Below are 23,652 nucleotides of genomic sequence, written 5' to 3' on the forward strand. Positions count from 1 at the left end.
ACGATGGCCAACCACGCGCATCCGGCCCCCGCCCCGCTCGGCGGCCCGTTCATCACGCCGCTGGCGGTCAACCTGGCGCTGCTCATCGGCATCGCCGGCATCATCCTGTTCCTCCGCTTCCTGTTCGGCATCGGCGCGGTCACCAACGTCAACGACGGCTACAGCTGGGGCATCTGGGTGGTCTACGACGTCATGGTCGGCTCGGCCTTCGCCTGCGGCGGCTATTCGGTGGCGCTCCTGGTCTACATCTTCAACAAGGGCGAATACCACCCGCTGGTGCGGCCCGCGCTCTTGGGCAGCCTGTTCGGCTACACCCTGGCCGGCGCCTCGGTCATCGTCGATCTCGGCCGTTATTGGAACACCTGGCACATCTTCTGGCCCGGCTATGCCCAGGTGAATTCGGTGATGTTCGAGGTGGCCGTCTGCATCACCCTCTACATCGTGGTGATGTGGATCGAGTTCTCGCCGGTGTTCCTCGAGAAGTTCGGCCTGAAGCAGATCAGGCGCCGGCTGTCGCGCTGGATGTTCCTGTTCATCGCCCTGGGCGCCTTGCTGCCGTCCATGCACCAGTCCTCGCTCGGCTCGCTCTTGGTGGTGTTCGGCACCGCGATCAACCCGCTGTGGCAGACCCTGCTGCTGCCCGTGCTGTTCCTGATGACCGCCATCACGGTGGGTTACGCGGTGGTGGTGTTCGAGTCGACCTTCTCGGCCATGGGCTTCAAGCGGCCCTATGAGCTGGACATCCTGTCCCGCCTGTCCAAGGTGATGTGGGGCATGCTGCTGGCCTATCTGGCCGTGCGCGTGGGCGACCTCGTGGTGCGCGGCGCCATCGTCGAGGCCTTCAGGCCCACCGTCGTCGCCCTGATGTTCTGGCTGGAGATGCTGTTCTTCCTCCTGCCGGCCTGGCTGCTGGCCAAGCCGGCCAACCGCCGCCGGCCCAACATCCTGTTCCTGTCGGCCGTGTACCTGATGCTGGGCACCTTCCTGCTGCGCATCAACGGCTTCCTCGTCGGCTACGACACCGGTGCGGGCTGGCGCTACTTCCCCTCGGTGCCGGAAATGCTGGTCACCCTCGGCATCATCGCCATCGAAATCCTGGGCTACATTGTCCTGGTGCGCTGGCTGCCCGTGCTGCCCAAGCATGAAGCGAAAGCTAGGAGCCTGTCGGACTTAACACCCCTTGCGCGCCGGCCCGCTGCGGGATGCAGCGCAAGGCGGCGGGGCGCGCCGTAGTGCGGGCCACTACAAGCGCCCCGCAACGCGGCGATGCGCCCGCAGCGGGCCGGCCCTTCGGGCTGCCCCGACAAAGCGCGTCTGCGGCGTTGCGAAGCTTGCGAAGGGAACGACCATTCGCCGCGCTTCGCGCCTTGCATCCATCGCTTTGTCGGGACAACGCGCATGGGGGATTAAGTCCGACAGGTTCCTAGATAACGGAGAAGAAGATGAGCAAACGCATCACCATCGACCCCATCACCCGCATCGAGGGCCATTTGCGCATCGACTGCGAAATCGACGGCGGCAAGGTCAAGAAGGCCTGGGCCTCGGGCCAGATGTGGCGCGGCGTCGAGCAGATCCTGCTCGGGCGCGACCCGAGGGACGCCTGGGCCATCACCCAACGCATCTGCGGCGTCTGCACCACGGTGCACGCCATCGCCTCGGTCCGCGCCGTGGAAAACGCGCTCGACATGGAGATCCCGGTCAACGCCCAGTACATCCGCAACCTGATCATCCTGGCCCACGCGGTACACGACCACATCGTCCACTTCTACCACCTCTCGGCGCTGGACTGGGTGGACGTCACCTCGGCGCTCAAGGCCGACCCGGCCAAGGCCGCGCAGCTGGCCGAGGGCCTGTCGAGCTGGAAGCTCAACGGCCGCCATGAGCTGGCCCAGGTGAAAGACCGCCTGGCCGGCTTCGTCGGCAGCGGCCAGCTCGGCGTGTTCGCCAACGGCTATTGGGGCCATCCGGCCATGAAACTGCCGCCGGAGGTGAACCTGATCGCCACCGCCCACTATCTGCAGGCGCTCGACATCCAGCGCAAGGCCAACAAGATCGTCGCCATCCTCGGCTCGAAGACCCCGCACATCCAGAACGTCGCGGTGGGCGGGGTCGCCAACTCGATCAACCCCGACAGCCAGTCGGTGCTCAACGTCGAACGGCTGCTGGCGGTCAAGGGCTGGATCGACGAGCTGGCCGATTTCGTGCACAACGTCTATCTCACGGACGTCGCCATCATCGGCGGCTCCTACGCCAACTGGACCAGCTACGGCGCCGGCATCACCGACTACCTTTCGGTGCCCGACCTGCCGCTCGACGGCAAGGGCACCCAGCTCGCGCTGCCCGGCGGCTACGTGCCCGGCGGCGATCTGGCCAGGTTCAAGCCGATCACCCGGTTCGGCGACGAGTACTTCGTCAAAGGCGTGGCCGAGAGCGTGAAGCACGCCTGGTACAAGGGCGGCAAGGGCGCCCTGCACCCCTATGAGGGCGAGACCGTGCCCGAGTACACCGACTTCCAGGACAACGGCAAATACTCCTGGGTCAAATCGCCCACCTTCTACGGCAAGCCGGCGCAGGTGGGCCCGCTCGCCCGGGTGCTGGCCATGGCCGCGGCCAAGCACGGCCCCACGCTGAAGTATCTGAACTTCGTGCTCGACACCGCCGGCAAGATCGCCGGCAGCCAGGTGCCGCTCTCCGCCGTGCATTCCACCATCGGCCGCCACGCCGCCCGCGCCGTGTCCTGCAACGTGCAGGTCGATATGCTGGGCGAGATGTGGCAGCGCCTGGTCGACAACATCGGCAAGGGCGACGTCGACACCTACAACAAGCCGGTCTTTCCCAAAGGCGAGATCTCCGGCGTCGGCTTCCACGAGGCCCCGCGCGGCGTGCTCTCGCACTGGGTGGTGATCGACGACGGCAAGATCAAGAACTACCAGGCCGTGGTGCCCACCACCTGGAACGCCGCGCCGCGCAACGAGGGCGACGTGCCCGGCCCCTACGAGGCCGCCCTGGTGAACAACCCGGTGGCCGACCCCGAGCGCCCGCTGGAAGTGCTGCGCACCGTGCACTCCTTCGACCCCTGCCTGGCCTGTGCCGTGCACGTGCTCGACACCGACGGCAGCCAAAAGTCGACGGTGCATGCCGGCTGCTACAGTCCGAGCTACAGTAACAGTTGCGAGCTGGGGTGAGGCGATGATCGAACCGAAGCTGACGTTTCTTACCCTCTCCCTCTGGGAGAGGGTGGCGAAGCCGGGTGAGGGAAGCGGCGCCGGCCCTCACCCCTACCCCTCTCCCGGAGGGAGAGGGGATGAAAGGGCGATTCGCTCTCCCATTGCGCAAATCCAATTCGAGGAGCCAGACCAATGAAACCCGCACGCACAGCCCTCATCCTCGCCGCCGCCCTGCTGCCGGGACTCGCCTGGGCCCATGCCGAGCCCGGCGGCCACTTCAGCCTGTTCACCGGCTTTGCCCACCCCTTCCTGGGCGCCGACCACCTGCTGGCCATGCTCATGGTCGGCCTCTGGGCCGCCCAGCAGCAAGGCTGGCAGCGGGCCTTGCCGCCGCTGGTCTTCGTCGGTTTCATGGCGGTCGGCTCGATGCTGGCCTATGCGGGCCTGAGCCTGCCGGCCACCGAGAGCGGCATCGCGCTCTCGGTGCTGGCCTTGGGCCTCTTTGCCGCCTTCGCCGTGCGCCTGCCGGTTGCTGTGTCGCTCGCGGTGATCGCCGGCTTCGCCGTCTTCCACGGCCACGCCCACGGTGCCGAACTGCCGCTGGCCAGCAGCGCCGGCTACCTGCCCGGCTATCTCGCTGCCACCGCCTTGCTGCACGGCATCGGCTACGTCTTCGCCAGCCGCGTGGTCCCGGCCCAGGGCCGCATTGCCCGCGCCGCCGGCGGTGCCACCGCCGTCACCGGCCTGGCCTGGCTGCTGGGCTGACCGCATACCGTCATGCCGGTGTAAACCGGCATCCAGCAACAACTTGAGAAGGCATCAAAGCCTCCCCCTCCCAACCTCCCCCATAAATGAATGGGGGAGGTTGGGAGGGGGAGTTTTTAAGGTGTGAGGAAATGCCGTCCACAACCCAAACCCGCATCGTCGTCCTCGGCGTCGGCAACATCCTGTTGACCGACGAAGGCGTCGGCGTGCGCGCCATCGAGGCGCTCGGCCGGCAATACGACCTGCCGCCCGAAGTGACCCTGCTCGACGGCGGCACCTCCGCCATGGAAATGCTCGACGACCTCGCCCACGCCGACCTGCTGATCATCGCCGACTGCGTCCGCGCCGGCCTGCCCCCCGGCAGCCTCATCCGCCTGGCCGACGACGAAGTGCCCGCCCTGATGAAACTCAAGATGTCGCCGCACCAGATCGGCCTGTCCGACGTGCTGGCCACGCTGGTGCTCGCCGGCGAATCGCCCAAGCGCATCGTCGTCCACGGCGTCGAACCCGCCAGTCTCGCCACCGACATGCGGCTCACCCCCACCGTCGAACAAAGCCTGCCCAGGCTGGTCGAGGCGCTGGCGCAGGAACTGCGCATGGCCGGCGTTGCCCTGGTGCCACGGCTGCCAGCCGAAGCGGCGGTTTGATTGTCTGAAGCGCGATACTGGCCGGGAACGGCAACAATGCCAGGGCGACCGAGGCGCTGATGGCGCTACTCCACGCGCCAAGGCGTCATCGAGCGACGGCGGGGGCAATGCTGCTGGCCCTGTATGTCGTCCATATGACGACTCTGTTGCAGGGCCCGGCTCCAGGTCAGGCGTTACTTCTTGGCGGAGGATTGCCGGGACTGGCGCAAGGGCGGGTTCAGGCTTTCGGGAATGGGGCTGGACTGCGCCGGCTTGGGCTTGCGGCCGGGGCTGGCCGGCGGGATGTAGCCCGAGGCCCGGCAGAGCATGCCTTCCACCGGCTTGCCGTTGGTGTAGCGCGTGGTGCGGCACATGATCACATCGCCCTTGGCCGACAATTCGGTCAGGAGCTGGCGCACGTTTTTCAGTGAAACCCCGGTGCCGGCAGCGATGTCGGCGTCGAGTTGCTCGCCGTTGGCTTTCAAATATTGCAGGATCTCTTGCATAGTTACGGCTCCTTGTCTGCCGGTGCTGTGGGGTGATCAATCGCACCGGGTCGACCAGTGTGCGCCTTTTGAGCAGTTTTTGCTTGGATTTTGTGCAATCACTCGCGCGCCGAATAGGTCGGCAGGGTGATCTTGTAGGCCATGGCGGCCAGGCGGATGGCCAGCACCAGCGCCATGCCGGCCCAGGTGGCGGCCACCGGGGAGACGTTTAGCGCCTGCAGGCCGATCAGCGCCAGGGCGCCGACCCAGGCGGCCGAGGCGTAGAGCTCGCCGCGCACGAAGATCAGCGGTACTTCGTTGCACAGCACGTCACGCAGCACGCCGCCGACCACGCCGGTGATCATGCCGAGCAGGCTGGCGGCCAGCCAGGGCGCGTGCCAGTCCAGGGCGATCCGGGTGCCGACGATGGTGAACAGGGCCAGGCCGACTGCGTCGGGGATGAGGAACAACCGGGGCGGCAGCTTGAGGTTGCGCACGGCGAAGAAGATCAGCACCGTGGTGAGCAGGGCGGCGAGCAGATAGCTCTGGTCGCTCAGCCAGAACACCGGGCGCTGGAGCAGGATGTCGCGCACGGTGCCGCCGCCCAAGGCGGTGGCCATGCCGACCATGACCACGCCGACCAGGTCCATCCGCTTGCGGCCGGCGTCGAGCACGCCGGTGAGGGCGTTCACCGCAACGGCCGCCAGGCCGATCCAGTACAGCAAGTCATCCATTGAAACATCGCCAGGTTGAGGCGGCCGGGCCGCCGGTAGAGTTGGCGCCAGTTTAGCAGCCGGGAACGCTTGGCGTTGCCGCTGGTCACTGGGAAGATAATTGAGCCAACCCGATCAGGAGCCCCCATGGACCGTCCGCCCGCCCGTGTGCCCAGTCATCGCGCCAGCCGTCTGCTGCATCTGGGCGGCCTGGCCGCCGGGCTGGCCGGCGGCATGCTGGCCGAGGGCGCCCGCCGCGTGGCGCGCGGCGAGCTGCCCGAGGCGCGCGCGCTGCTGCTCACCCCGGACAATGCGGCCCGTCTGGCGGAAAAGCTTTCGCGTCTGCGCGGGGCGGCGATGAAGGTGGGGCAACTGCTGTCGATGGAGGCGGGCGACCTCCTGCCGCCCGAGTTTACCGCGGTGCTGGCCCGGCTGCGCGAAGATGCCCATTTCATGCCCCTGGGCCAGCTGGCCGAGGTCCTGGAGGCGCAGTGGGGCACCGACTGGGATGCCCGCTTCGAGCGCTTTGCCTTCACCCCGATGGCGGCGGCCTCGATTGGCCAGGTGCACGAGGCGCTGCTCAAGGACGGCCGGCGTCTGGCGATCAAGGTGCAATATCCCGGCGTACGCCGCAGCATCGACAGCGATGTCGACAACGTGGCGTCATTGCTGCGCGTGCTGCCGCTGCTGCCGGGCAATGCCCGGCTGGACGAGCTCCTGGCCGAGGCCAAGCGCCAGTTGCACCAGGAGGCCGACTACCGGCAGGAGGCCGAGCACATCCGCCGCTTCCGCGCGCTGCTCGCGGACGAGGCCGAGCTCATGCTGCCCGAGGTGGTGGCGGAGCTCAGCACCGGCGACGTCCTGGCCATGAGCTTCATCCCGGGTGGGCCGGTCGAGGCCCTGGCCGATGCCGAGCCGGCCCTGCGCGACCGCATCGCCGGCCAGCTCATCCGCCTGCTGCTGCGCGAGTTCCTGGAATTCGGCGTGGTGCAGACCGACCCCAACTTCGCCAATTTCCGCTACGACCCGGCCTCGCAGCGCCTGGGCCTGCTCGATTTCGGCGCCACCCGGGTCTATCCGCCCGAGCGCATGGCCCAGGTGCGCCGGCTGATGGCGGCCGCCTGCGCCGGCGACGCCAAGGCCATTGCGGCGGCGGCGCACGAGGCGGGCTATTTGACCGAGACCGACCCGCCCGAGCGTCAGCAGGCGGTGACCGAACTCTTCCTCCTGGTGGGCGAGCCGGCGCGCCAGCCCGGCCCCTACGATTTCGGCGCGTCCGACCTGACCCTGCGCCTGCGCGATTCGAGCTACATGGTCGGCTTCGATCAGGGCCTGTGGCGGCCGCCGCCAGCCGACCTGATTTTCCTGCACCGCAAGCTGGCCGGCAGTTTTTTGCTGTGCGCCCGGCTCAAGGCGCGGGTGGACGTGGCCGCCCTGATGCGGGCGCAACTGGAAGGAGACATGGCATGAATGGAATCCTCAGCTTTACCGCCATCAGCGCCAGCGGTCAGGCCTATGACATCGATTTTCCGCTGCACCCCCAAACCCGTTCGGCCCAGGCCGTGTCGGATCTGCTGGGCGCCGTGCTGGACGCCATCAGCCGACGCGCGCAAGACGGGCGCGACCTGAGCGACGGCGACGTGCTGCAGGCCCTGGCCATGGCGCTGGCGATCCGCGCCCGCATGGTAGGGGGTTCGGCCGAGTCGGCCGCGGCGCTGGTGAGCGAGTTGTGCGATTCGGCCTTCACGGCTGCCTATGCCGCCGCGCCCTATGCCACGGGCCGGGCCTGAGGCCCAAATTTCATCTTTGCCCCGCCCTGAGGAGGGCCGACCATGGAAACGATGACCCTGAAACTGCGCGGCAAGGCCGCGGATGCAAGCGAGATCTACCGCAGCTATTACCTGGTGACCGATGGCGGACGCATGGCCGGGCGCGGCCGCGCCTCGGCCATTCCGATGTCGGCCGGCGCGCCGATGCCCGAGCTGGATTATGTGGAAGTGAGCCAGGGTGGCGAGGAGCAGGCGCTCAAGACCCTGGTCGCCACCCTGTGCGCCCTGCCCGGCAACCAGGGCTTGCAGATTGAACCCAGATTATCCATTAGGCCGGCCATGGCCCCGGCGGGCAATCGAGTGAGCCAATGCCAGCCGGGTCTTGGGGCGGGTCCTGCCGGCCTGCGCGCGCCCTGACGGGCGCCTGGCGGCGGCTGTGCGCCCGTCCTCCTCGCCCATAGAACGACTATGGGCTCGTCGCCCGTGCGCGAATCCGCTCACCATGCGCCTCGCCATCATCGCGCGCCCTAATGGACAATCTGGGTTGAACTGAACGGCCGCTCCAGCTGAAGCCGACCCGATCCACACCGCGCCACCCAGGAGGGACTGAACATGGATACCTTCGACGCTATCTACCAGCGCCGCGCCGTCAAGCATTTCGACCCGACGCACCGCCTGACACCGGACGAAGAGAAACGGCTGCTGGAGGCGGCCATCCAATCGCCCACCAGTTTCAACATCCAGCATTGGCGCTTTGTCATCCTGCGCGACCCCGAGCTGCGACGGCAGATCCGGGCGCTGGCCGCCGATCAGGCTCAGGTCACCGACGCCTCGCTGCTGGTGCTGCTGACGGCTGACGTGAAGGCCTGGCAAAAGCAGCCGGAGCGCTACTGGCGCAATGCGCCCAAGGACGTGGCGCAGATGGTGGTGGCCTGGATCGGCCCGTTTCACGAAGGGCGCGACTGGCTGCAGCGGGACGAGGCGCAGCGCTCGATCGGCATGGCGGCGCAGACGCTGATGCTGGCCGCCAAGGCGATGGGCTACGATTCCTGCCCCATGATCGGTTACGAGATCGAGCGGGTGGCCGAACTGATTCGCTTGCCGGCCGACCACGTCATGGGCCCGATGATCGCCATTGGCAAGGCGACCCAACCGGTCTGGCCCAAGCCGGGCCAATTGGCGCTGGCCGAAGTGGTGCTGGAAAACCGATTCCCGGCTTGAGGGGAGCGGCTTGGAACACGGCCCCTGACGGCCTCAACCCCAACTTCGGCTTCGTCGTCACGCCTGGGTGATCCTTATCGACTCCGGCGCCAGCCTGCTGGGGGCGAAGAAGATCAAGGCCGCCACCACCCAGGCTGAATCATTTCCATCCGGGCCATGCGTGCGCGTCCCCGACGCTGGATGCGTAGCGGCAATGCGCCGAACAGCCAGCACTTATCCTCTTCAAATCCAGATGTGCGGCCGTCGCGACACCCCGTCGCCCTTGACCAAAAAAAACGGGGCACTCGCGTGCCCCGTTGACAAGCCCAGGATCGGTCAGAACGCGTAGCGCCGCGACTTGAAGCTCACCGTCGCCTTGTAGGCGCCGCCGGTGATCTTGCGCAGGTTTGCCCAGGTGTGTTTGTAGTCCGGCACCACATTGCGATCCACCGCCTCGGTGGTGACGTCGCCCTGGATGCCGTTGTAGTGCCCGAACTGCATGAACACGTGATTGCGTTTGGCATCCTCGGTGAGGTACGCCATGGCGTAGGTCGAGCCGTAGTCGTTGTACAACTCGACGATGTCGCCGCTGGCGATCCCCAGTTCGGCAGCGTCGGCCGGGTTGATTTCCACCGGAGCCATCGGCCAGCGTTCCTTTATGTCCGGGTTGTACTGGTCGTGATACATGCTCTGCCAGGCTTCGTTGGTGCGGCCGCTGTTGACCCAGAAACGATACTTGTCCTTCTGCTTCTGTACCGATGGGAACAGTCCCTTCCACGGCGACGGCTTGAAGTGGGCGAGCCCGTCGTCGGTGCCGAACTTGTCGGTGTAGAGCATCTCGGTACCGATGAGCTTGTCGCCTTTGACTTCCTTGATCGGCAACTGAACGCCGTTGTTGCCCGCCTTGGCGAGCAGCGCGTAGGTCGCCAGATGGCCGGTATCCCCGCCCTGGCTGTGGATCTCGCCACCCACGTCCTTGATGCCGCCGTAGCGGAAGCCATCGTTGAACGCGTCCTCTTCGGTCTTCCAGTTGAAGCCCTTGAAGCGGTCGGCCATTTTGGCGTTGCCTTCCTTCTCGTACATCGCTTTCAGGGTATTGGCGATATCCGCGGCGATCAGGCAGTCGGGTTTGGCCGAGCCGGGCGGGTCCATGAACTTCTGCGACAGGCGCAGGCGCCGCTCGCCGTTCATGGAGGTGAGGTTCATCTCGCCCGGATGCGCGGCCGGAAGCAGCAGGTGCGCGGCCTCGGCCATCATCGTCGGGTACAGGTTGATGGTCGCGACGAACAGGCCCCCCTTGTTGGCGACGGCATCATAGATCGCCTCGACCATTTCCTGCGTGCTGGCGCCGCGCGCCTTGCGCATCGCCTGCTTGACGATTTCCGAGCGGCGCAGCACGGCGTCGCGGAATTGCTCGGCGTTGCAGGTGGTCTGGAAGGTGTTCACGCCCCAGAAGGTCATCATCTGCACCTTGCCGTTGATGATCTCCTGGTCGACGTAGATCTTCTCGCCGGTGGGGTGGGGCGGGCGCGCATAGCCTTCCTGGTGGCCGCCCATGCGCACGCAGCCGGTGCCGCGCCGGCCGCCGACGTTGTGGGTGGCGATCACGAGGTCGAGCAGCGAGGACTGGATGGCGTAGTTGTCGTTGCCCCAGATGATGCCCTTCTCGTAGGCATGCATGGTGCGCTTCATCTTGCCGCCGGCCTTGGGTTTGTAGGCCCATTCCGCCGCCTGCTTGAGCTTGGCCACGGGCACGCCGGTAATGCGGCTGCACTCGTCGAGGCTCATCCGGTTGGCCTTGGCGGCTTCGTCGAAGCCCTTGGTGCGCTTGGCGATGAAATCGCGGTCGATCCAGCCCTGGTCAATCACATAGGTGAACAGGCCGTTGAACAGCGCCACGTCGGTGCCCGGCTGGATGTCGAGGTGCAGCACGCTGTCCTTGCCGACGGCGGTCTCGCAGATGGCGATGGAAGGCGTGCGACGCGGATCGACGAAAATGATCTTGCCGGGGCCGACCTCCTCGCCCGGGAACCATTTCTTCTTCTTGTCCACGGTCGAGCCCTGCAGGTTGGGCATCCAGTGGTAGAGGAAGTAGTTGGTCTGGGTTTCGTAGGGGTTGTTGCCGATGCTCATGATGCAGTCGGCGACCTCGGCATCCTCGTAGGAATTATTCAGTTCCATGATGCCCATCTCGCGCGTGGCGTGGCACTCGGAGTTATAGGCCTGCCGGTTGTGGATGCGCACCATAGGGGTTTGCAGGGCGGTGAACATCAGCTTGCCCGAGCCCCAGGTATTCTCGAAACCGCCGCCGGCGCCGCCATGGTCGAAGGTGACGAAACCGATCTCGCGCGGGCCCTTGTTGTCGAGGATCTTCTTGGTCACGCCGGCGTAGAGCGCCAGCGCCTGATTCCAGTCGGTCTCCAGCCACTGGTCGCCGGTATAAAGGCGCGGATTGGCAAGGCGCTCGCCCGTGAGCGTCCCGTCGGCATACATGTAGCTTGCCATGCGCAGGCCGCGCACCGAGCCGCCCCCCTGGTTCACGACGCATTCCTTGTCGGGCACGATGAGGATGTGGTGACGCCGGCCATCCTTGTCGGTCACGACGTTCTGCTGGGTCGGCGTGGCGATGGTTGCGAACGGCGGCAACTGCCGACGGAAGTCCAGGCCCAGCGCATTCTGATGGGGAGCCTTGCCGCCTTCGGTGTTTTCCGGCCACTTGTAGACGTGATAACCGCAGCCGACGATGCAGAAGTGGCAGGTCATGTTGGTCTTCTGCGCATTGACGGGCGGCAGTGCGATGCGATCTTTTGCTTTAGCCATGGTCTCTCTCCTCCTTACAGCACATTGGCCTGGCGGCCATAAATCAGGCCATCCACGGCGACGGCGGTGACGGTGTCATTCTTCGCGTTGTATTCCAGCACGATGCGCGGCAGGTTGGTCGGTGCCTGGCCGCAGACCATCTGACCGCCTTTTTCGGCATCGAAGATGCTGTAGTGGCAGGGGCACTTGAAGCAGCGGTCCTTGCTGTCGTAGGAGGTGGGGCAGCCCTGGTGCGTGCAGAGGATGCTGTAGGCGACGATGTCCTTGTTCGGTCCCACGCCGCCGGGTACGGCCACGCCCATTTTGATTGCCTGGCAGGGGCTCGACGCATCCGGGTAATTGAACGCCACCGGTTCGTTGACCTTCATCTCGCCCGCCTTGCCGACGGCCTTGATCGGATAAGGCAGGGTGGTGCCGGTATTGACCGGCGCAGCTTCGGCCGTGGCGGGCGCCAGGCCGGTCACCGCTACACCGGCACCTGCGGCAAGGCCGCCGCTCATCTTGAAGAAATCCCGGCGGGATACCTGTTGGGTCATGTCTTCCTCCTGTTTGAATGGCGTGCGTGTCTCGCACCTGTTTGGTATAGCACAATGCAAGCCAAGCTTTAGTCATATTGAAAACAATGGGTTATATTCATCGTTACCGTTTGGCAACTGAAAAGCGGTCGCGCCATAAGTTCAGAAATCTTCGGCACTCCTTTGAGTTTGAAGGAGCGCCATGCAGGTTCAGCAGATTGGATACGGAGCCGGGGCTTCTACCGGATAGCGAAACCGGGGCATCTTTGGGACACCCAACGAAGACTTGAAATCCTGTGCTTTTGGCAGGTAATACCTAACAGGCCGTTGAAAAACGTAGCGAGGATGGCCAGATGCAAGGCGCACGGAGCGCAGCGACCGAGACATATCAAATAGATAGGCGAGGGAGCGAGCACCGCGCAACGCCGCAGATGGCCCACCGCAGTAGTTTTTCAACGGCCTGCTAACCAAACTGGACCAAACCTGGAAGTATTTGGTCATGAAGAAATGTCCTGGTTGCGGCTACAGTCGACTGTATCAGTTGGCTGATGGCCGTCACACAACGAGCGTAAGCTCGAAGCCCTGATGGCGCGCGTGCTGGCGCCTGACGCAGCGGTGGATCGCATCATCCTGGGCCTGCTGGGCTGACCTGCTCGGCCTGTTGCCGCGCCCAGTCGTTCGAGGCCTGGCGCCGGCTGCCGTGGGCGATCAGGAGCCGATGTTTTTGCTTCAGGGCTTGGCCTTCTGGTCGTTGCCGCGCATCAGGCTCTCGATGAACTCCCCAGCCAGGGGGAAGACGATGGTGTTGGTCTTGTCGCTGGCGATGTTGGACAGCGTCTGCAGATAGCGCAGCTGCATGGCCTGGGGCTGCTGGGCCAGCATCTGGGCGGCCTGCAGGAGTTTTTCCGAGGCCTGCAGTTCGCCTTCGGCGTGGATCACCTTGGCCCGCCGCTCGCGCTCCGCCTCGGCCTGCTTGGCGATGGCGCGCACCATGGATTCGTCGATGTCGACGTGCTTGATCTCGACGTTGGAGACCTTGATGCCCCAGGCATCGGTCTGGCTGTCGAGTACCTGCTGGATGTCCAGGTTGAGCCGCTCGCGCTCGGCCAGCATCTCGTCCAGCTCGTGCTTGCCCAGCACGGCCCGCAGCGTGGTCTGGGCCAGCTGGCTGGTGGCCGACATGTAGTCCTCCACCTGGAGGATGGCGCGGGCCGGATCGACCACCCGGAAATAGACCACGGCGTTGACCTTGACCGAGACGTTGTCGCGCGAGATCACGTCCTGGCTCGGCACGTCCATGACGATGGTGCGCAGGTCCACCCGCACCATCTGCTGGATGCCTGGCACCACCAGGATGAGGCCCGGGCCCTTCACCTTCCAGAAGCGGCCGAGCATGAAGATCACGCCGCGCTCGTATTCCCGCAGGATGCGGAGCGAGGCGACCACGAGCATGATGATGAGGAAGAGGGCGCCGAGGCCACCGAATCCGGGCATGTCAGTCTCCTTCGAAGTTGTCAGTTACCAGTTTTCAGTATTCAGTTTTCAGTATTCAGTTTTCAGTATTCAGCTTTCAGTATTCAGCTTTCAGTATTCAGCTTTCAGTATTCAGCTTTCAGTATTCAGCTTTCAGTATTCAGCTTTCAGCGGTTGGTTGCCGGGGTTGGCTGACTGCAGGCTGCAAACCGATCACTTCTCTTCTGCCGGTGCCACTTCCAGGACCAGGCCGTCCATTCCTGTGACCCGCACCCGGGTGCCGCGGTTCAACGGCACGCGGCTTTTCACCTGCCAGGTTTCGCCGTGGATGTGGGCCCAGCCGGTGTGCTCGAAGTCTTCCAGCACCTCGCCCAGCGCGCCCAGCATCTCCTCCCGGCCGGTGGCCACCGGCCGGCGCCGGGCGCGCAGCGCCATGCTCACCACGAAGAACAGGAACAGGGCGCTGGCGAGGGCGAAGGGCAGGATCAGCCCCCAGGAAATGCCATAGCCGGGCAGGTCGGTGTCGATCAGCATGACCGAACCGATGACGAAGGCGGCGACCCCGCCCAGGCCGAGGATGCCGAAACTGGGCACGAAGGCCTCGGCCACCATGAAGGCCAGGCCGAGCACGATGAGCGCCAGCCCGGCGTAGTTGATCGGCAGCATCTGCAGGGCGAACATCGCCAGCAGCAGGGAGATGGCGCCGACCACGCCGGGCAGGCCAAAGCCCGGGTTGGCGAACTCGTAGATGATGCCGTAGATGCCGATCAGCATCAGGATGTAGGCCACGCTCGGGTCGCCGATCACGGCCAGCAGGCGGCTGCGCCAATCGGGCTCGACCCGGCTGGGCGTGGCGTCTTTCAGCGCGAGCGTGACCTCGCCGGTGAGCGTCTTCACCCGGCGTCCGTCGATTTGCCCGAGCAGGTCTTCGATGTCGTCGGCGATGACGTCGATCACCTTGAGTTGCAGGGCCTCGCTTGCCGACAGGCTGACCGCCTCGCGCACCGCCCGTTCCGCCCAATCGGCGTTGCGGCCCCTGAGCTCGGCCAGGCTGCGGATGTAGGCGGCGGCGTCGTGCACCTGCTTGCGGGTCATGGCGTCGCCCGCGGGCGCGGGTTTTTCCGGCGCGGCATCTCCTTTGCTGGCTGAGCCCTCGTCTGGTTTTTTCTCGGGTTCCTGCCCCGCTGGGCCACCGATGCCGATGGCCACCGGCGTGGCCGCGCCCAGGTTGGTGCCCGGGGTCATGGCGGCGATATGGCTGGCATAGAGGATGTAGGTGCCGGCGCTGGCCGCCCGCGCGCCGCTGGGATGGACGTAGCTGGCCACCGGCACCGGCGAGGCGAGGATGGCCTTGATGATGGTGCGCATCGAGGTGTCGAGGCCGCCCGGGGTGTCCAGTTGCAGGACCACCAGCCCGGCCCCGGCCTCGGCCGCCTTGTCCAGGCCGCGTGTCACGTAGTCGGCGCTGGCCGGCCCGATCGCCCCCTCCAGCGTGAGCACATGCACCGGCACGGCGCGCGCGGGCAGGGCGAGCAGCATCAGGCAGAGCGGGAGCAGGAGCAGGAGGCGCATGAGTCCCACTATAGTACTGCCCAGGATGACAAGGGTGTGGCGGCTTGGGTTTTCCGGCCGGCTGCGGCTATGCTCGGACGACCACGCCTGTCGATCGCGCGAACGGACCTTCATCATGGAAATCCTCTTTCTGCTGGCACTCATCCTGCTCAACGGCCTGTTTTCCATGTCCGAGCTCGCGCTGGCCACCGTGCGCCGCGCCCGGCTCGCCCGCCTGGCGGAGGGCGGCGACAAGGCCGCCGGCGTCGCCCTTGCCTTGCACGACACGCCCACGCGCTATCTGTCCACGGTGCAGATCGGCATCACCTCCATCGGCATCCTGAGCGGCATCGTGGGCGAGGCGGCACTGGCCAGCCCGCTCGCCGGCTGGCTGCAAACCCGGGGTCTTGCCCCGGATATCGGTTACTTCGCGGCGACCGCCCTGGTGGTGGTGCTCATCACCTATGTCTCCATCGTGATCGGTGAAATCGTGCCCAAGCGCCTGGCCCAGTTTCATCCCGAGGCGATCGCCCGATGGGTGGCACGGCCGATCCTCGGCCTGGCCCTGATCACCCGCCCCTTCGTGCTGCTGCTGTCGGTCTCGACCGATGGCCTGCTGCGCCTCCTGGGCAAGCGCGGCCAGTCCGCCCCCAGCGTGACCGAGGAGGAGATCCACGCCCTGCTGGAGGAAGGCTCGGAGGCCGGCGTGATCGAACGCAAGGAACACGAAATGGTGCGCAACGTGTTCCGCCTGGACGAACGCCTGCTCGGCTCGCTCATGATCCCGCGCGCCGACATCGTCTATCTCGACCTGGCCCGGCCGCTCGAGCAAAACCTCAGGATCGTCACCGAGTCCGGCCATGCCCGCTTTCCGGTCTGTCGGGGTGGGCTGGACGAGGTGCTGGGCATCGTCGATACCCGGCAGCTGCTCAACCTGACCCTGCAGGGCAAACCGATCGATCTGGCCGGCCTGGTGCAGACCGAGGTCTTCGTGCCCGAGAGCCTGACCGGGCTGGAGCTGCTGGAGCATTTCCGCAGCACCGGCATCCAGATGGTGCTGGTGGTGGACGAATACGGTGAGTTGCAGGGGCTGGTCACCCTGTATGACGTGCTCGAATCGGTCACCGGCGAATTCGTGCCGCATGGCGAGGCCGAGGCCTGGGCGGTGCAGCGCGAGGACGGCTCCTGGTTGCTCGACGGCCTGATCCCGATCCCGGAACTGAAGGACCAGTTGGGCCTCAAGACCGTGCCGGAAGAAGAGAAGGGCCGCTACCACACCCTGAGCGGCCTGGTGATGTGGCTGCTCGGCCGCCTGCCGCAGACCGGCGATGTCGCCACCTGGGAGAACTGGCGCCTGGAGGTGATCGACCTCGACGGCAAGCGCATCGACAAGGTGCTGGCCACGCGCATCCCGGATGCGCCGCGCACCCAGGCCTGACCAAGCAGTGCCGGCCCGTCCGCGCTTGCGCCCGGCTCACGCCAGACCGCGGCCGACATCATTATTTGAGGCGTGCGGAGATGCGGCGCGCGGCCTCCTGCACCAGCGGCACCCAGTCCAGGCGCCGGCGCTCGATCGGGGCCGAGATCGACAGGCCGGCGACGATGATGCCGCTGCCGTTGCGGATGAGCACGCCGATGCAGCCGACTCCGATCTCCGCCTCTTCGTCGTCCAGGGCGTAACCCTGTTTGTGGCAGCGCGAGACTTCGGTCCACAGCTTGCCCGGGGTGGTGATGGTGTGGCTGGTGTAGGCCGGCAGGCCGGTGCGCGCGGCATAGTCCTTCACCGCCTCGCGCCCGGCGGCGCCCAGCATCATCTTGCCCACCGCGGTGACGTGCAGTGGGGCGTGGCTGCCGATCACCTGTTCCACCCGCATCATCCGCCGCGGCGTCACCCGCTCGATGTAGACCACCTCGTCGCCCTCGCGCAGGGTGAGGTTCACCGTTTCTTCCACCTTGTCGCGCAGCCATTCCATCACCGGCCGGGCGAGCTCGGGCAGGTTGGTGCCGCCCTGCAGGGCGCAGGCCCATTGCATCAGCCGCTCGCCCAGCCGGTATTGGCCGCCGTCGATGCGGTCGACCAGGCCGTTGTCGGCGGCCGAGCTGAGGATGCGGAAGGCGGTGGAGGGGTGCAGGCCGGTCTCGGCCGACAGCGTCTTGAGGCTGGCGCTGCCGCCGTTGGTCACCAGGGTATGGAGCAGGGCGCTCAGCCGGTCGATGACCTGGATGCCGCTGCGGCTGTCGTCGGTCTTCATTTCATTATGCGAAAACGATTACGTATTGTGAAATGGTAGACCTTGCACTAAGGTCGCCGCAACAGGATTTTTTTCTTCAGGAGTGCATCATGTCTGCTCAGGCCACGCTGACCAAGCGCGCGATCCCCGCCTATTGCGAAGGCATCCAGTATTACGGCGAGCCCTGGCCCGGTTTCGACCGCCACGCCGCCCGCCCCGCCATCGCCGAAGGCCGGAAGGCCATCGCCAATCCGTCCGACCCGGACGCCGTGTTCCAGACCCTGCTCATGGCCGACGCCCTGCGTTATGTCACCCTGCAGATGTGCGGCGCCAAGGGCTCGGGTCACCCCGGCGGCTTCGCCTCCAGCGCCGAGGCCTATGCCGCCCTGGTCATGCTCGGCCACACCAACATCGTGACCGAGGTGGGCCACCACGCCCCCGGCTTCTACAGCGCCATGTTCCTCGACACCTCGCTCGAGGAGATGGGCATCAAGACCATGGCCGACATGATGGCCCGCTTCCGCGAGAAGCATGGCCTGCTCGGCCATCTCTCGGGCGCCATCCCCGGCCTCCTGGCTCCGGCCGGTCCCTTGGGCCAGGGCCAGCATTTCGCCATGGCCGGTGCCTTGCTGCACCCCGATGTGCTGTTCCCGGTGACCATCGGCGACGGCGGCATGGGCGAGCCATACGTGCTCAACTCGATGATGCACTTCCACACCGCCTACCCCAACGTGACCAACTTTCTGCCTACACTGATCTGGAACGGTTATTCCCAGGAGCATCATTCCATGGTCTCGCGCCTGTCGAACGACGAGATGATCGCCTACTGGGCCGGTCACGGCTTCGACGAGGTGGTGCTGGTCGATGCCAAATCCTTCGACGACAGCGGCCAGGAAGGCGCCTACGTCGACAGCAGCCGCTTCTCCCTCAAGCAGCGCCTGGCCTTCACCCAGGCCGTGCTGGAGGGCATGGACTACGCCGCCAAGTCGGCTCTGTCCGGCAAGCTCACCGCCTTCATTCTCAAGCAGCTCAAGGGCACCGGCGTGCACACTCTGGGTGCCAAGTCGCACAACCTGTATCCGGCCGATACCCTGGACAAGCCGCACATGATCGAGGGTCTCAAGCGCCGCGCCCTCAACCCCGAGGCCTGGGCCATCGTGCGCGAGAACTTCGTGCGCGCCGGCGGCGGCCCGGCCGTGAAGACCGTGGTGACCGAGCGCGTGCTCGACCTCGCCCCGCTGGGCAAGCTGCCCTTCCACGACTACGCCAAGGGCGAGAAGGCGGTTCCCGCCACCGCCATGGGCGCCCTGGTCGCGTACGTGGGCAAGCAGGACAAGCGCTTCGTGGTGACCAACGCCGACGGCAACGAGGCCTCGGCCATGAAGAACATCAACGATGCCCTGAAGATCCGCCACCCGACGGTCGACCCGCTGTACAACCAGGAGCCGACCGGCCAGGTCTACGAGCCCCTGAACGAGGACGCCTGCGCCGGCCTCGCCGCGGGCCTCGCCCTGTTTGGCTCGCGTGCCCTCTGGCTGTCGTACGAATCGTTTGCCATCAACGGCTGGCCCATCGTGCAGACCGTGACCCAGGCCATGGCCGAGCTGCGGCGCCGCACCCCGTCCATCGTCTGCATGTTCACCGCGGGCGCCCTGGAACAGGGGCGCAACGGCTGGACCCACCAGCGGCCGGAGATCGAGAACTACTTCGCCGCCCAGATGCGCAATGGCAACGTCTATCTGCTGTTCCCCTGCGATGCCAACGCCATCCAGGCCGCCTACGACTACGCCACCAACAGTTTCAACAAGGGCATGGTCATCATCGCCTCGAAGTCGCCGCTGCCGGTTTACCTGAGCCTGGAAGAGGCGCGCGATGCGGTGGAGAAGGGCGCCGCCATTCTCTATGAATCCAAGGCCGGCACGAAGGGCAGCGTGGTCTTCGCCGTCACCGGCGACATGGTGCTGCTGCCGGTGTTCGAGGCCAAGGACAAGCTGGAGGCCGCGGGCTGGCGCGTGCGCATCGTCGCCGTGGTCAACCCGCGCCGCCTGTACCGGCCGACCGACATTTCCTGGGACACCGTGTCCGAGCCGGACAACGCCTTCATGGACGACGCCCATTTCAACGCGCTGTTCGATGCCGACGTGCTGCTGGCCGTGAGCGGCGGCCCCTCGGCCAGCCTGGAGCCGGTGCTGCTGCGCACCCGGGCCAAGGCGCGTGATACCTTCGCCTGGAAGCGCGGCGAGACCACCGCCAGCCCGGCCGAGATCATGGACTACAACGGCCTCACGGCCGAGGCCATGGCCAAGCGGGTGCAGGCCCTGGCGGGGTAGTTTTTCCCCTCTCCCGGCGGGAGAGGGTGGCGAAGCCGGGTGAGGGAGCGCGTAGCGCTTAGGGTTTTCCGGCCTTTGCGTGATCCCGCGCAATTTCCCCTCACCCCCGGCCCCTCTACCCTAAAGGGCATAAATCCCGGTGGGAGAGGGGAGATGTGGTGCCTGAATTTGAATTTATGACCGATACCAAGATCATCGTCCTCGACGACGACCCGACCGGCTCGCAGACGGTGCATTCCTGCCTGCTGCTGACGCGTTGGGACGAGGCCACTCTGCGCGAGGCGCTGCTCGATGCCGCGCCCCTGTTCTTCGTGCTGACCAACACCCGGGGCATGGACCCGACCCGCGCCGCCGCGGTCACGCGCGAGGTCTGCTGGCGCCTGCACCGGGTGCTCGACCAGCTGGCGCGCGCAGGGCGGCCGATCAATCCCATCCTGGTCAGCCGCTCCGATTCGACCCTGCGCGGCCATTACCCGGTGGAGACCGACGTCATCGCCGAGGAGCTCGGGCCCTTCGATGCCCACTTCCTGGTGCCGGCCTTCTTCGAAGGCGGCCGCATCACGCGCGATTCCGTGCATTACCTCCTGGTCGACGGCAAGCCGGTGCCGGTGCACGAGACCGAGTTCGCCCGCGATTCGGTGTTCGGCTACACGCACAGCTATCTGCCGGATTACGTGGAGGAAAAGACCCGCGGCCGGATCAAGGCGAATGCGGTCGAGCGCTTCCTGCTTGCCGACGTGCGCGGCGATGCCCTGCCGCGGCTCATGGCGCTCAAGGGCAATCAGTGCTGCGTGGTCGATGCCGAGACCCAGGCCGATCTCGATCATTTCGCGGCCCAGCTCAAGCAGGCGGCCGGGCAGGGCAAGCGCTTCCTGTTCCGCAGCGGCGCCAGCCTGCTCACCGCCCTGGCCCAGCTGCCACCCCAGCCGGTGCCAGCCGAGGCCATGGCCCGTTACGTGCGCGGCGGCCGGCCGGGCGCGGTGGTGGTCGGCTCGCACGTGAAGAAGACCACCGAGCAGCTGGCACGGCTGCTCAAGCTGCCCCATGTGGTGGCATTGGAGATCGATGTCGACCGCATCGGCCGCGAGCGCGAGCACCTGTTGCAGGACATCCTGGCCCAGGCCGCCAGGGCCCACGCCGACGGTGACACCCCGGTGATCTACACCAGTCGCGTCGAGCGCACCTTCGACAACCAGGCCGCCCGCCTGGCCTTCGGCGAGCAGGTCTCCGCCTTCCTGATGGACGTGGTCAAGGGCCTGCCACCGACCCTGGGCTTTTTGATCAGCAAGGGCGGCATCACCTCCAACGATGTGCTCTCGGTCGGCCTGGCCTTGCGCACCGCGCGCGTGCTCGGCCAGATCCTGCCCGGCTGCTCGGTGGTGCGCTGTCCCGAGGATCATCCCCGTTACCCGGGCATGCCCGTGGTCATCTTCCCCGGCAACGTCGGCGCCGAGGATGCCCTGGCCGTCGCCCTGCAACGCCTGACCGGCAAGGCCGCCTGAGATGAGCCTGGACCGTCCCGCCCTGATCGCCGCCTTGCGTGCCCTGCTGCCGGCCGATGCGGTGCTGGAGGCGGAGGAGGCGCGCCGGCCCTACGAGTGCGACGGCCTGTCGGCCTATCGCCAGCTGCCTTACGTGGTGGCGCTGCCGCACACGGTGGATGAGGCCCGCGCCGTGCTCCAGCTGTGTCATCGGCACCAGATCCCGGTGGTCGCCCGCGGCGCCGGCACCGGCCTCTCCGGCGGCGCCCTGCCGCATGCCGAGGGCGTGCTCTTGAGCCTCGCCCGCCTGAACCGAATCCTGCGTATCGACCCGGTGGGGCTGACCGCCACGGTGGAGCCCGGCGTGCGCAACCTCGCCATCTCCGAGGCGGCCGCGCCGCACGGCCTGTATTACGCGCCCGACCCCTCGTCCCAGATCGCCTGCACCATCGGCGGCAACGTCGCCGAGAACTCCGGCGGCGTGCACTGCCTGAAATACGGCCTGACCGTGCACAACGTCTGCGCCATGAAGCTGCTCACCATCGAGGGCGAGCTGCTGGAACTGGGGAGCCGCGCGCTGGATGCGCCGGGCTACGATCTGATGGCCCTGGCCATCGGTTCCGAGGGCATGCTCGGCGTGGCGGTGGAGGTCACCGTGCGCCTGCTGCCGGTGCCGGAACGGGCCCAGGTGGTGCTGGCCGCCTTCGACGATGTCGGGAAGGCCGGCAGCGCGGTGGGCGAGATCATCGCCGCCGGCATCATCCCGGCCGGGCTGGAGATGATGGACGGGCCGGCGATCCAGGCGGCGGAGGACTTCGTCCATGCCGGCTATCCGACCGATGCCGCGGCGATTCTCTTGTGCGAAGTCGATGGCACCAACCAGGAAGTGTCCGAGCACATCGCCCGCATCCGTGAAGTCCTGGAGGCCGCGGGCGCGACCGAGGTGCGCAGCGCGCGCGACGAGGCCGAGCGCGCCCTGTTCTGGAAGGGCCGCAAGGCGGCCTTCCCCGCGGTGGGTCGCATCTCGCCTGACTACTACTGCATGGACGGCACCATTCCGCGCCGGCGCCTGCCCGAGGTGCTCAAGCGCACGGCCGAGCTGTCGCGCGAATACGGCCTGCCGGTGGCCAACGTCTTCCACGCCGGCGACGGCAACCTGCATCCGCTCATCCTGTTCGATGCCAACAAGCCGGGCGAACTCGCGCGCACCGAGGAACTGGGCGGCAGGATTCTGGAGCTTTGCGTCGAGGTCGGCGGCACCATCACCGGCGAGCATGGCGTCGGCATCGAGAAGATCAGGCAGATGTGCGTGCAGTTTAGGCCCGAGGAATTGAACCAGTTCCGCGCGGTGAAGCAGGCCTTCGACCCGCTGGAACTCCTCAACCCCGGCAAGGGCGTGCCCACCCCGCGCCATTGCTCGGAATACCGTACCTTGCCCCACAAGCATTCCCACGAACACGCATGAGCGCCGATCTTTCCCGCGAGCTGCAAGAACGCGTGGCCGAGGCGGCCGCGGCCGGCGAGAAGCTGGCCATCGTCGGTGGTGGCAGCAAGGCCAGCCTCGGCCGCCCCGTCCAGGGCACGCCCCTGAACGTCGCCGGGCATAGCGGCGTGGTCAGCTATGAGCCGCGCGAGCTGGTGCTCACCGCCCGCGCCGGCACGCCTTTGCGCGAAATCGAGAACCTCTTGGCGGCGCAGGGCCAGATGCTGCCGTTCGAGCCGCCGCATTTCGGCGCGACGGCCACCCTCGGCGGCAGCATCGCCTGCGGCCTGTCCGGCCCGCGCCGGCCCTGGGCCGGCAGTGCGCGCGACCACGTGCTCGGCGTGCGCCTGCTCAACGGCCGGGCCGAGGTGCTGCGCTTCGGCGGCGAGGTGATGAAGAACGTCGCCGGTTACGATCTCTCGCGTTTGCAGGCCGGCGCCTTCGGCACCCTGGGCGTGCTGCTCGAAGTCAGCCTCAAGGTCGTGCCGCGGCCGGCTAAGGAGATCACCCTGGTGCAGGAGCGCGGCGCGGCCGACAGCCTGGCCTACCTTACCGAACTGGCGCGCCGGCCCCTGCCGTTGTCGGCCGCCTGCCATGACGGCGCCCGGCTCTACCTGCGCCTGTCCGGTGCCGCCAGCGCCGTGGCCCAGAGCCGCGGCCTGCTCGGCGGCGAGATATTCGCCGAGGACGAAAATTTCTGGCGCGACAAGATCAAGGAGCAGCGGCATGGCTTCTTCGCCGGCGAGATGCCGCTCTGGCGCCTGTCGCTGCCGCCGGCCGCGCCCTGGCTCGAGCTGCCGGGCAAGGTCCTGCTCGATTGGGCTGGCGCCCAGCGCTGGCTGAGAAGCGAGGCCCCGGCCGCGACCATCCGCCAGCTCGCCGTCGCGGCGGGCGGTCATGCCACGCTGTTCCGGGGCGGCGATCGGGCAGGCGAGGTGTTCCAGCCGCTGCCGCCGGCCATGGCCGCGCTGCAGCGCCGGATCAAGCATGCCTTCGACCCGCAGGGCCTGTTCAATCCCGGCCGAATGTATCCGGACCTGTAA

20 protein-coding genes are annotated in these 23,652 nt (G+C 66.7%); 13 read left to right on the top strand and 7 right to left on the bottom strand.

Annotation, left to right across the window (positions count from 1 at the left end; translation table 11 throughout):
- Positions 1 to 3 precede the first annotated feature (3 nt).
- The 4 genes from hybB (at position 4) to EL388_RS04565 (ending at position 4,579) form a co-directional block, all read left to right on the top strand.
- A complete protein-coding gene (gene hybB / locus EL388_RS04550; RefSeq protein ID WP_126460269.1) occupies positions 4 to 1,233 on the top strand; it encodes a Ni/Fe-hydrogenase cytochrome b subunit in 1,230 nt (409 codons plus the stop codon).
- 209 nt (positions 1,234 to 1,442) lie between these two features.
- Positions 1,443 to 3,185, top strand: coding sequence for a nickel-dependent hydrogenase large subunit (locus EL388_RS04555; protein WP_126460272.1), 1,743 nt, complete (start codon positions 1,443 to 1,445; stop codon positions 3,183 to 3,185).
- A gap of 174 nt (positions 3,186 to 3,359) precedes the next feature.
- A complete protein-coding gene (locus tag EL388_RS04560; protein ID WP_126460275.1) occupies positions 3,360 to 3,932 on the top strand; it encodes a HupE/UreJ family protein in 573 nt (190 codons plus the stop codon).
- 131 nt (positions 3,933 to 4,063) lie between these two features.
- Positions 4,064 to 4,579, top strand: a complete 516-nt coding sequence (locus tag EL388_RS04565; protein WP_126460278.1) for a HyaD/HybD family hydrogenase maturation endopeptidase — start codon at positions 4,064 to 4,066, stop codon at positions 4,577 to 4,579.
- Positions 4,580 to 4,752: 173 nt separating this feature from the next.
- On the opposite strand, the gene EL388_RS04570 is transcribed toward EL388_RS04565, so the two are convergent.
- Both EL388_RS04570 and EL388_RS04575 read right to left on the bottom strand, forming a co-directional pair.
- Positions 4,753 to 5,064 carry an ArsR family transcriptional regulator gene (locus tag EL388_RS04570; protein WP_232019184.1) on the bottom strand — a complete coding sequence of 104 codons (312 nt, stop codon included), beginning with the start codon at positions 5,062 to 5,064 and terminating at the stop codon, positions 4,753 to 4,755.
- A 98-nt stretch (positions 5,065 to 5,162) separates the two neighbouring features.
- On the bottom strand, positions 5,163 to 5,777 hold the full coding sequence (locus EL388_RS04575) for a trimeric intracellular cation channel family protein (RefSeq protein WP_126460281.1): 615 nt from the start codon (positions 5,775 to 5,777) through the stop codon (positions 5,163 to 5,165).
- A gap of 126 nt (positions 5,778 to 5,903) precedes the next feature.
- Between EL388_RS04575 and EL388_RS04580 the strand changes: the two genes are divergently transcribed.
- The 4 genes from EL388_RS04580 to EL388_RS04595 all read left to right on the top strand — a co-directional run bounded on the left by EL388_RS04580 (position 5,904) and on the right by EL388_RS04595 (position 8,746).
- Entirely contained in the window at positions 5,904 to 7,226 is a 1,323-nt protein-coding gene (locus tag EL388_RS04580; RefSeq protein WP_126460284.1) for an ABC1 kinase family protein, read from the top strand.
- Entirely contained in the window at positions 7,223 to 7,546 is a 324-nt protein-coding gene (locus tag EL388_RS04585) for a hypothetical protein (RefSeq protein WP_126460287.1), read from the top strand. Before EL388_RS04580 ends, EL388_RS04585 begins: the two co-directional genes overlap by 4 nt.
- 42 nt (positions 7,547 to 7,588) lie before the next feature.
- A complete protein-coding gene (locus tag EL388_RS04590; RefSeq protein WP_126460290.1) occupies positions 7,589 to 7,942 on the top strand; it encodes a hypothetical protein in 354 nt (117 codons plus the stop codon).
- Positions 7,943 to 8,137: 195 nt separating this feature from the next.
- Positions 8,138 to 8,746, top strand: a complete 609-nt coding sequence (locus tag EL388_RS04595; protein ID WP_126460293.1) for a nitroreductase family protein — start codon at positions 8,138 to 8,140, stop codon at positions 8,744 to 8,746.
- A gap of 315 nt (positions 8,747 to 9,061) precedes the next feature.
- On the opposite strand, the gene EL388_RS04600 is transcribed toward EL388_RS04595, so the two are convergent.
- The 4 genes from EL388_RS04600 to EL388_RS04615 all read right to left on the bottom strand — a co-directional run bounded on the left by EL388_RS04600 (position 9,062) and on the right by EL388_RS04615 (position 15,105).
- On the bottom strand, positions 9,062 to 11,545 hold the full coding sequence (locus tag EL388_RS04600) for an arsenate reductase (azurin) large subunit (protein WP_126460296.1): 2,484 nt from the start codon (positions 11,543 to 11,545) through the stop codon (positions 9,062 to 9,064).
- Between the two features lie 14 nt (positions 11,546 to 11,559).
- On the bottom strand, positions 11,560 to 12,081 hold the full coding sequence (locus EL388_RS04605) for an arsenate reductase (azurin) small subunit (protein ID WP_126460299.1): 522 nt from the start codon (positions 12,079 to 12,081) through the stop codon (positions 11,560 to 11,562).
- A 708-nt stretch (positions 12,082 to 12,789) separates the two neighbouring features.
- On the bottom strand, positions 12,790 to 13,554 hold the full coding sequence (locus EL388_RS04610) for a slipin family protein (protein ID WP_126460302.1): 765 nt from the start codon (positions 13,552 to 13,554) through the stop codon (positions 12,790 to 12,792).
- A 192-nt stretch (positions 13,555 to 13,746) separates the two neighbouring features.
- Entirely contained in the window at positions 13,747 to 15,105 is a 1,359-nt protein-coding gene (locus EL388_RS04615; protein WP_126464000.1) for an NfeD family protein, read from the bottom strand.
- A 115-nt stretch (positions 15,106 to 15,220) separates the two neighbouring features.
- Between EL388_RS04615 and EL388_RS04620 the strand changes: the two genes are divergently transcribed.
- Positions 15,221 to 16,522, top strand: a complete 1,302-nt coding sequence (locus EL388_RS04620; RefSeq protein ID WP_126460305.1) for a hemolysin family protein — start codon at positions 15,221 to 15,223, stop codon at positions 16,520 to 16,522.
- A 61-nt stretch (positions 16,523 to 16,583) separates the two neighbouring features.
- Here the strand turns inward: EL388_RS04620 and EL388_RS04625 are convergent, their stop codons facing one another.
- Positions 16,584 to 17,336, bottom strand: coding sequence for an IclR family transcriptional regulator (locus EL388_RS04625; RefSeq protein WP_126460308.1), 753 nt, complete (start codon positions 17,334 to 17,336; stop codon positions 16,584 to 16,586).
- An 89-nt stretch (positions 17,337 to 17,425) separates the two neighbouring features.
- On the opposite strand from EL388_RS04625, the gene EL388_RS04630 reads away from it, so the two are divergent.
- The 4 genes from EL388_RS04630 to glcE all read left to right on the top strand — a co-directional run bounded on the left by EL388_RS04630 (position 17,426) and on the right by glcE (position 23,652).
- Complete coding sequence (locus tag EL388_RS04630; RefSeq protein ID WP_126460314.1) at positions 17,426 to 19,645, top strand: phosphoketolase family protein; 2,220 nt, start codon at positions 17,426 to 17,428, stop codon at positions 19,643 to 19,645.
- Between the two features lie 176 nt (positions 19,646 to 19,821).
- Positions 19,822 to 21,147: a four-carbon acid sugar kinase family protein gene (locus EL388_RS04635; RefSeq protein WP_126460319.1), complete on the top strand. Its 1,326-nt coding sequence runs from the start codon at positions 19,822 to 19,824 to the stop codon at positions 21,145 to 21,147.
- Between the two features lies 1 nt (position 21,148).
- Positions 21,149 to 22,591 carry an FAD-linked oxidase C-terminal domain-containing protein gene (locus EL388_RS04640; protein ID WP_126460324.1) on the top strand — a complete coding sequence of 481 codons (1,443 nt, stop codon included), beginning with the start codon at positions 21,149 to 21,151 and terminating at the stop codon, positions 22,589 to 22,591.
- Positions 22,588 to 23,652 carry a glycolate oxidase subunit GlcE gene (glcE, locus tag EL388_RS04645; protein ID WP_126460329.1) on the top strand — a complete coding sequence of 355 codons (1,065 nt, stop codon included), beginning with the start codon at positions 22,588 to 22,590 and terminating at the stop codon, positions 23,650 to 23,652. Before EL388_RS04640 ends, glcE begins: the two co-directional genes overlap by 4 nt.

The organism is Sulfuritortus calidifontis (assembly GCF_003967275.1).
GTDB lineage: Bacteria > Pseudomonadota > Gammaproteobacteria > Burkholderiales > Thiobacillaceae > Sulfuritortus > Sulfuritortus calidifontis.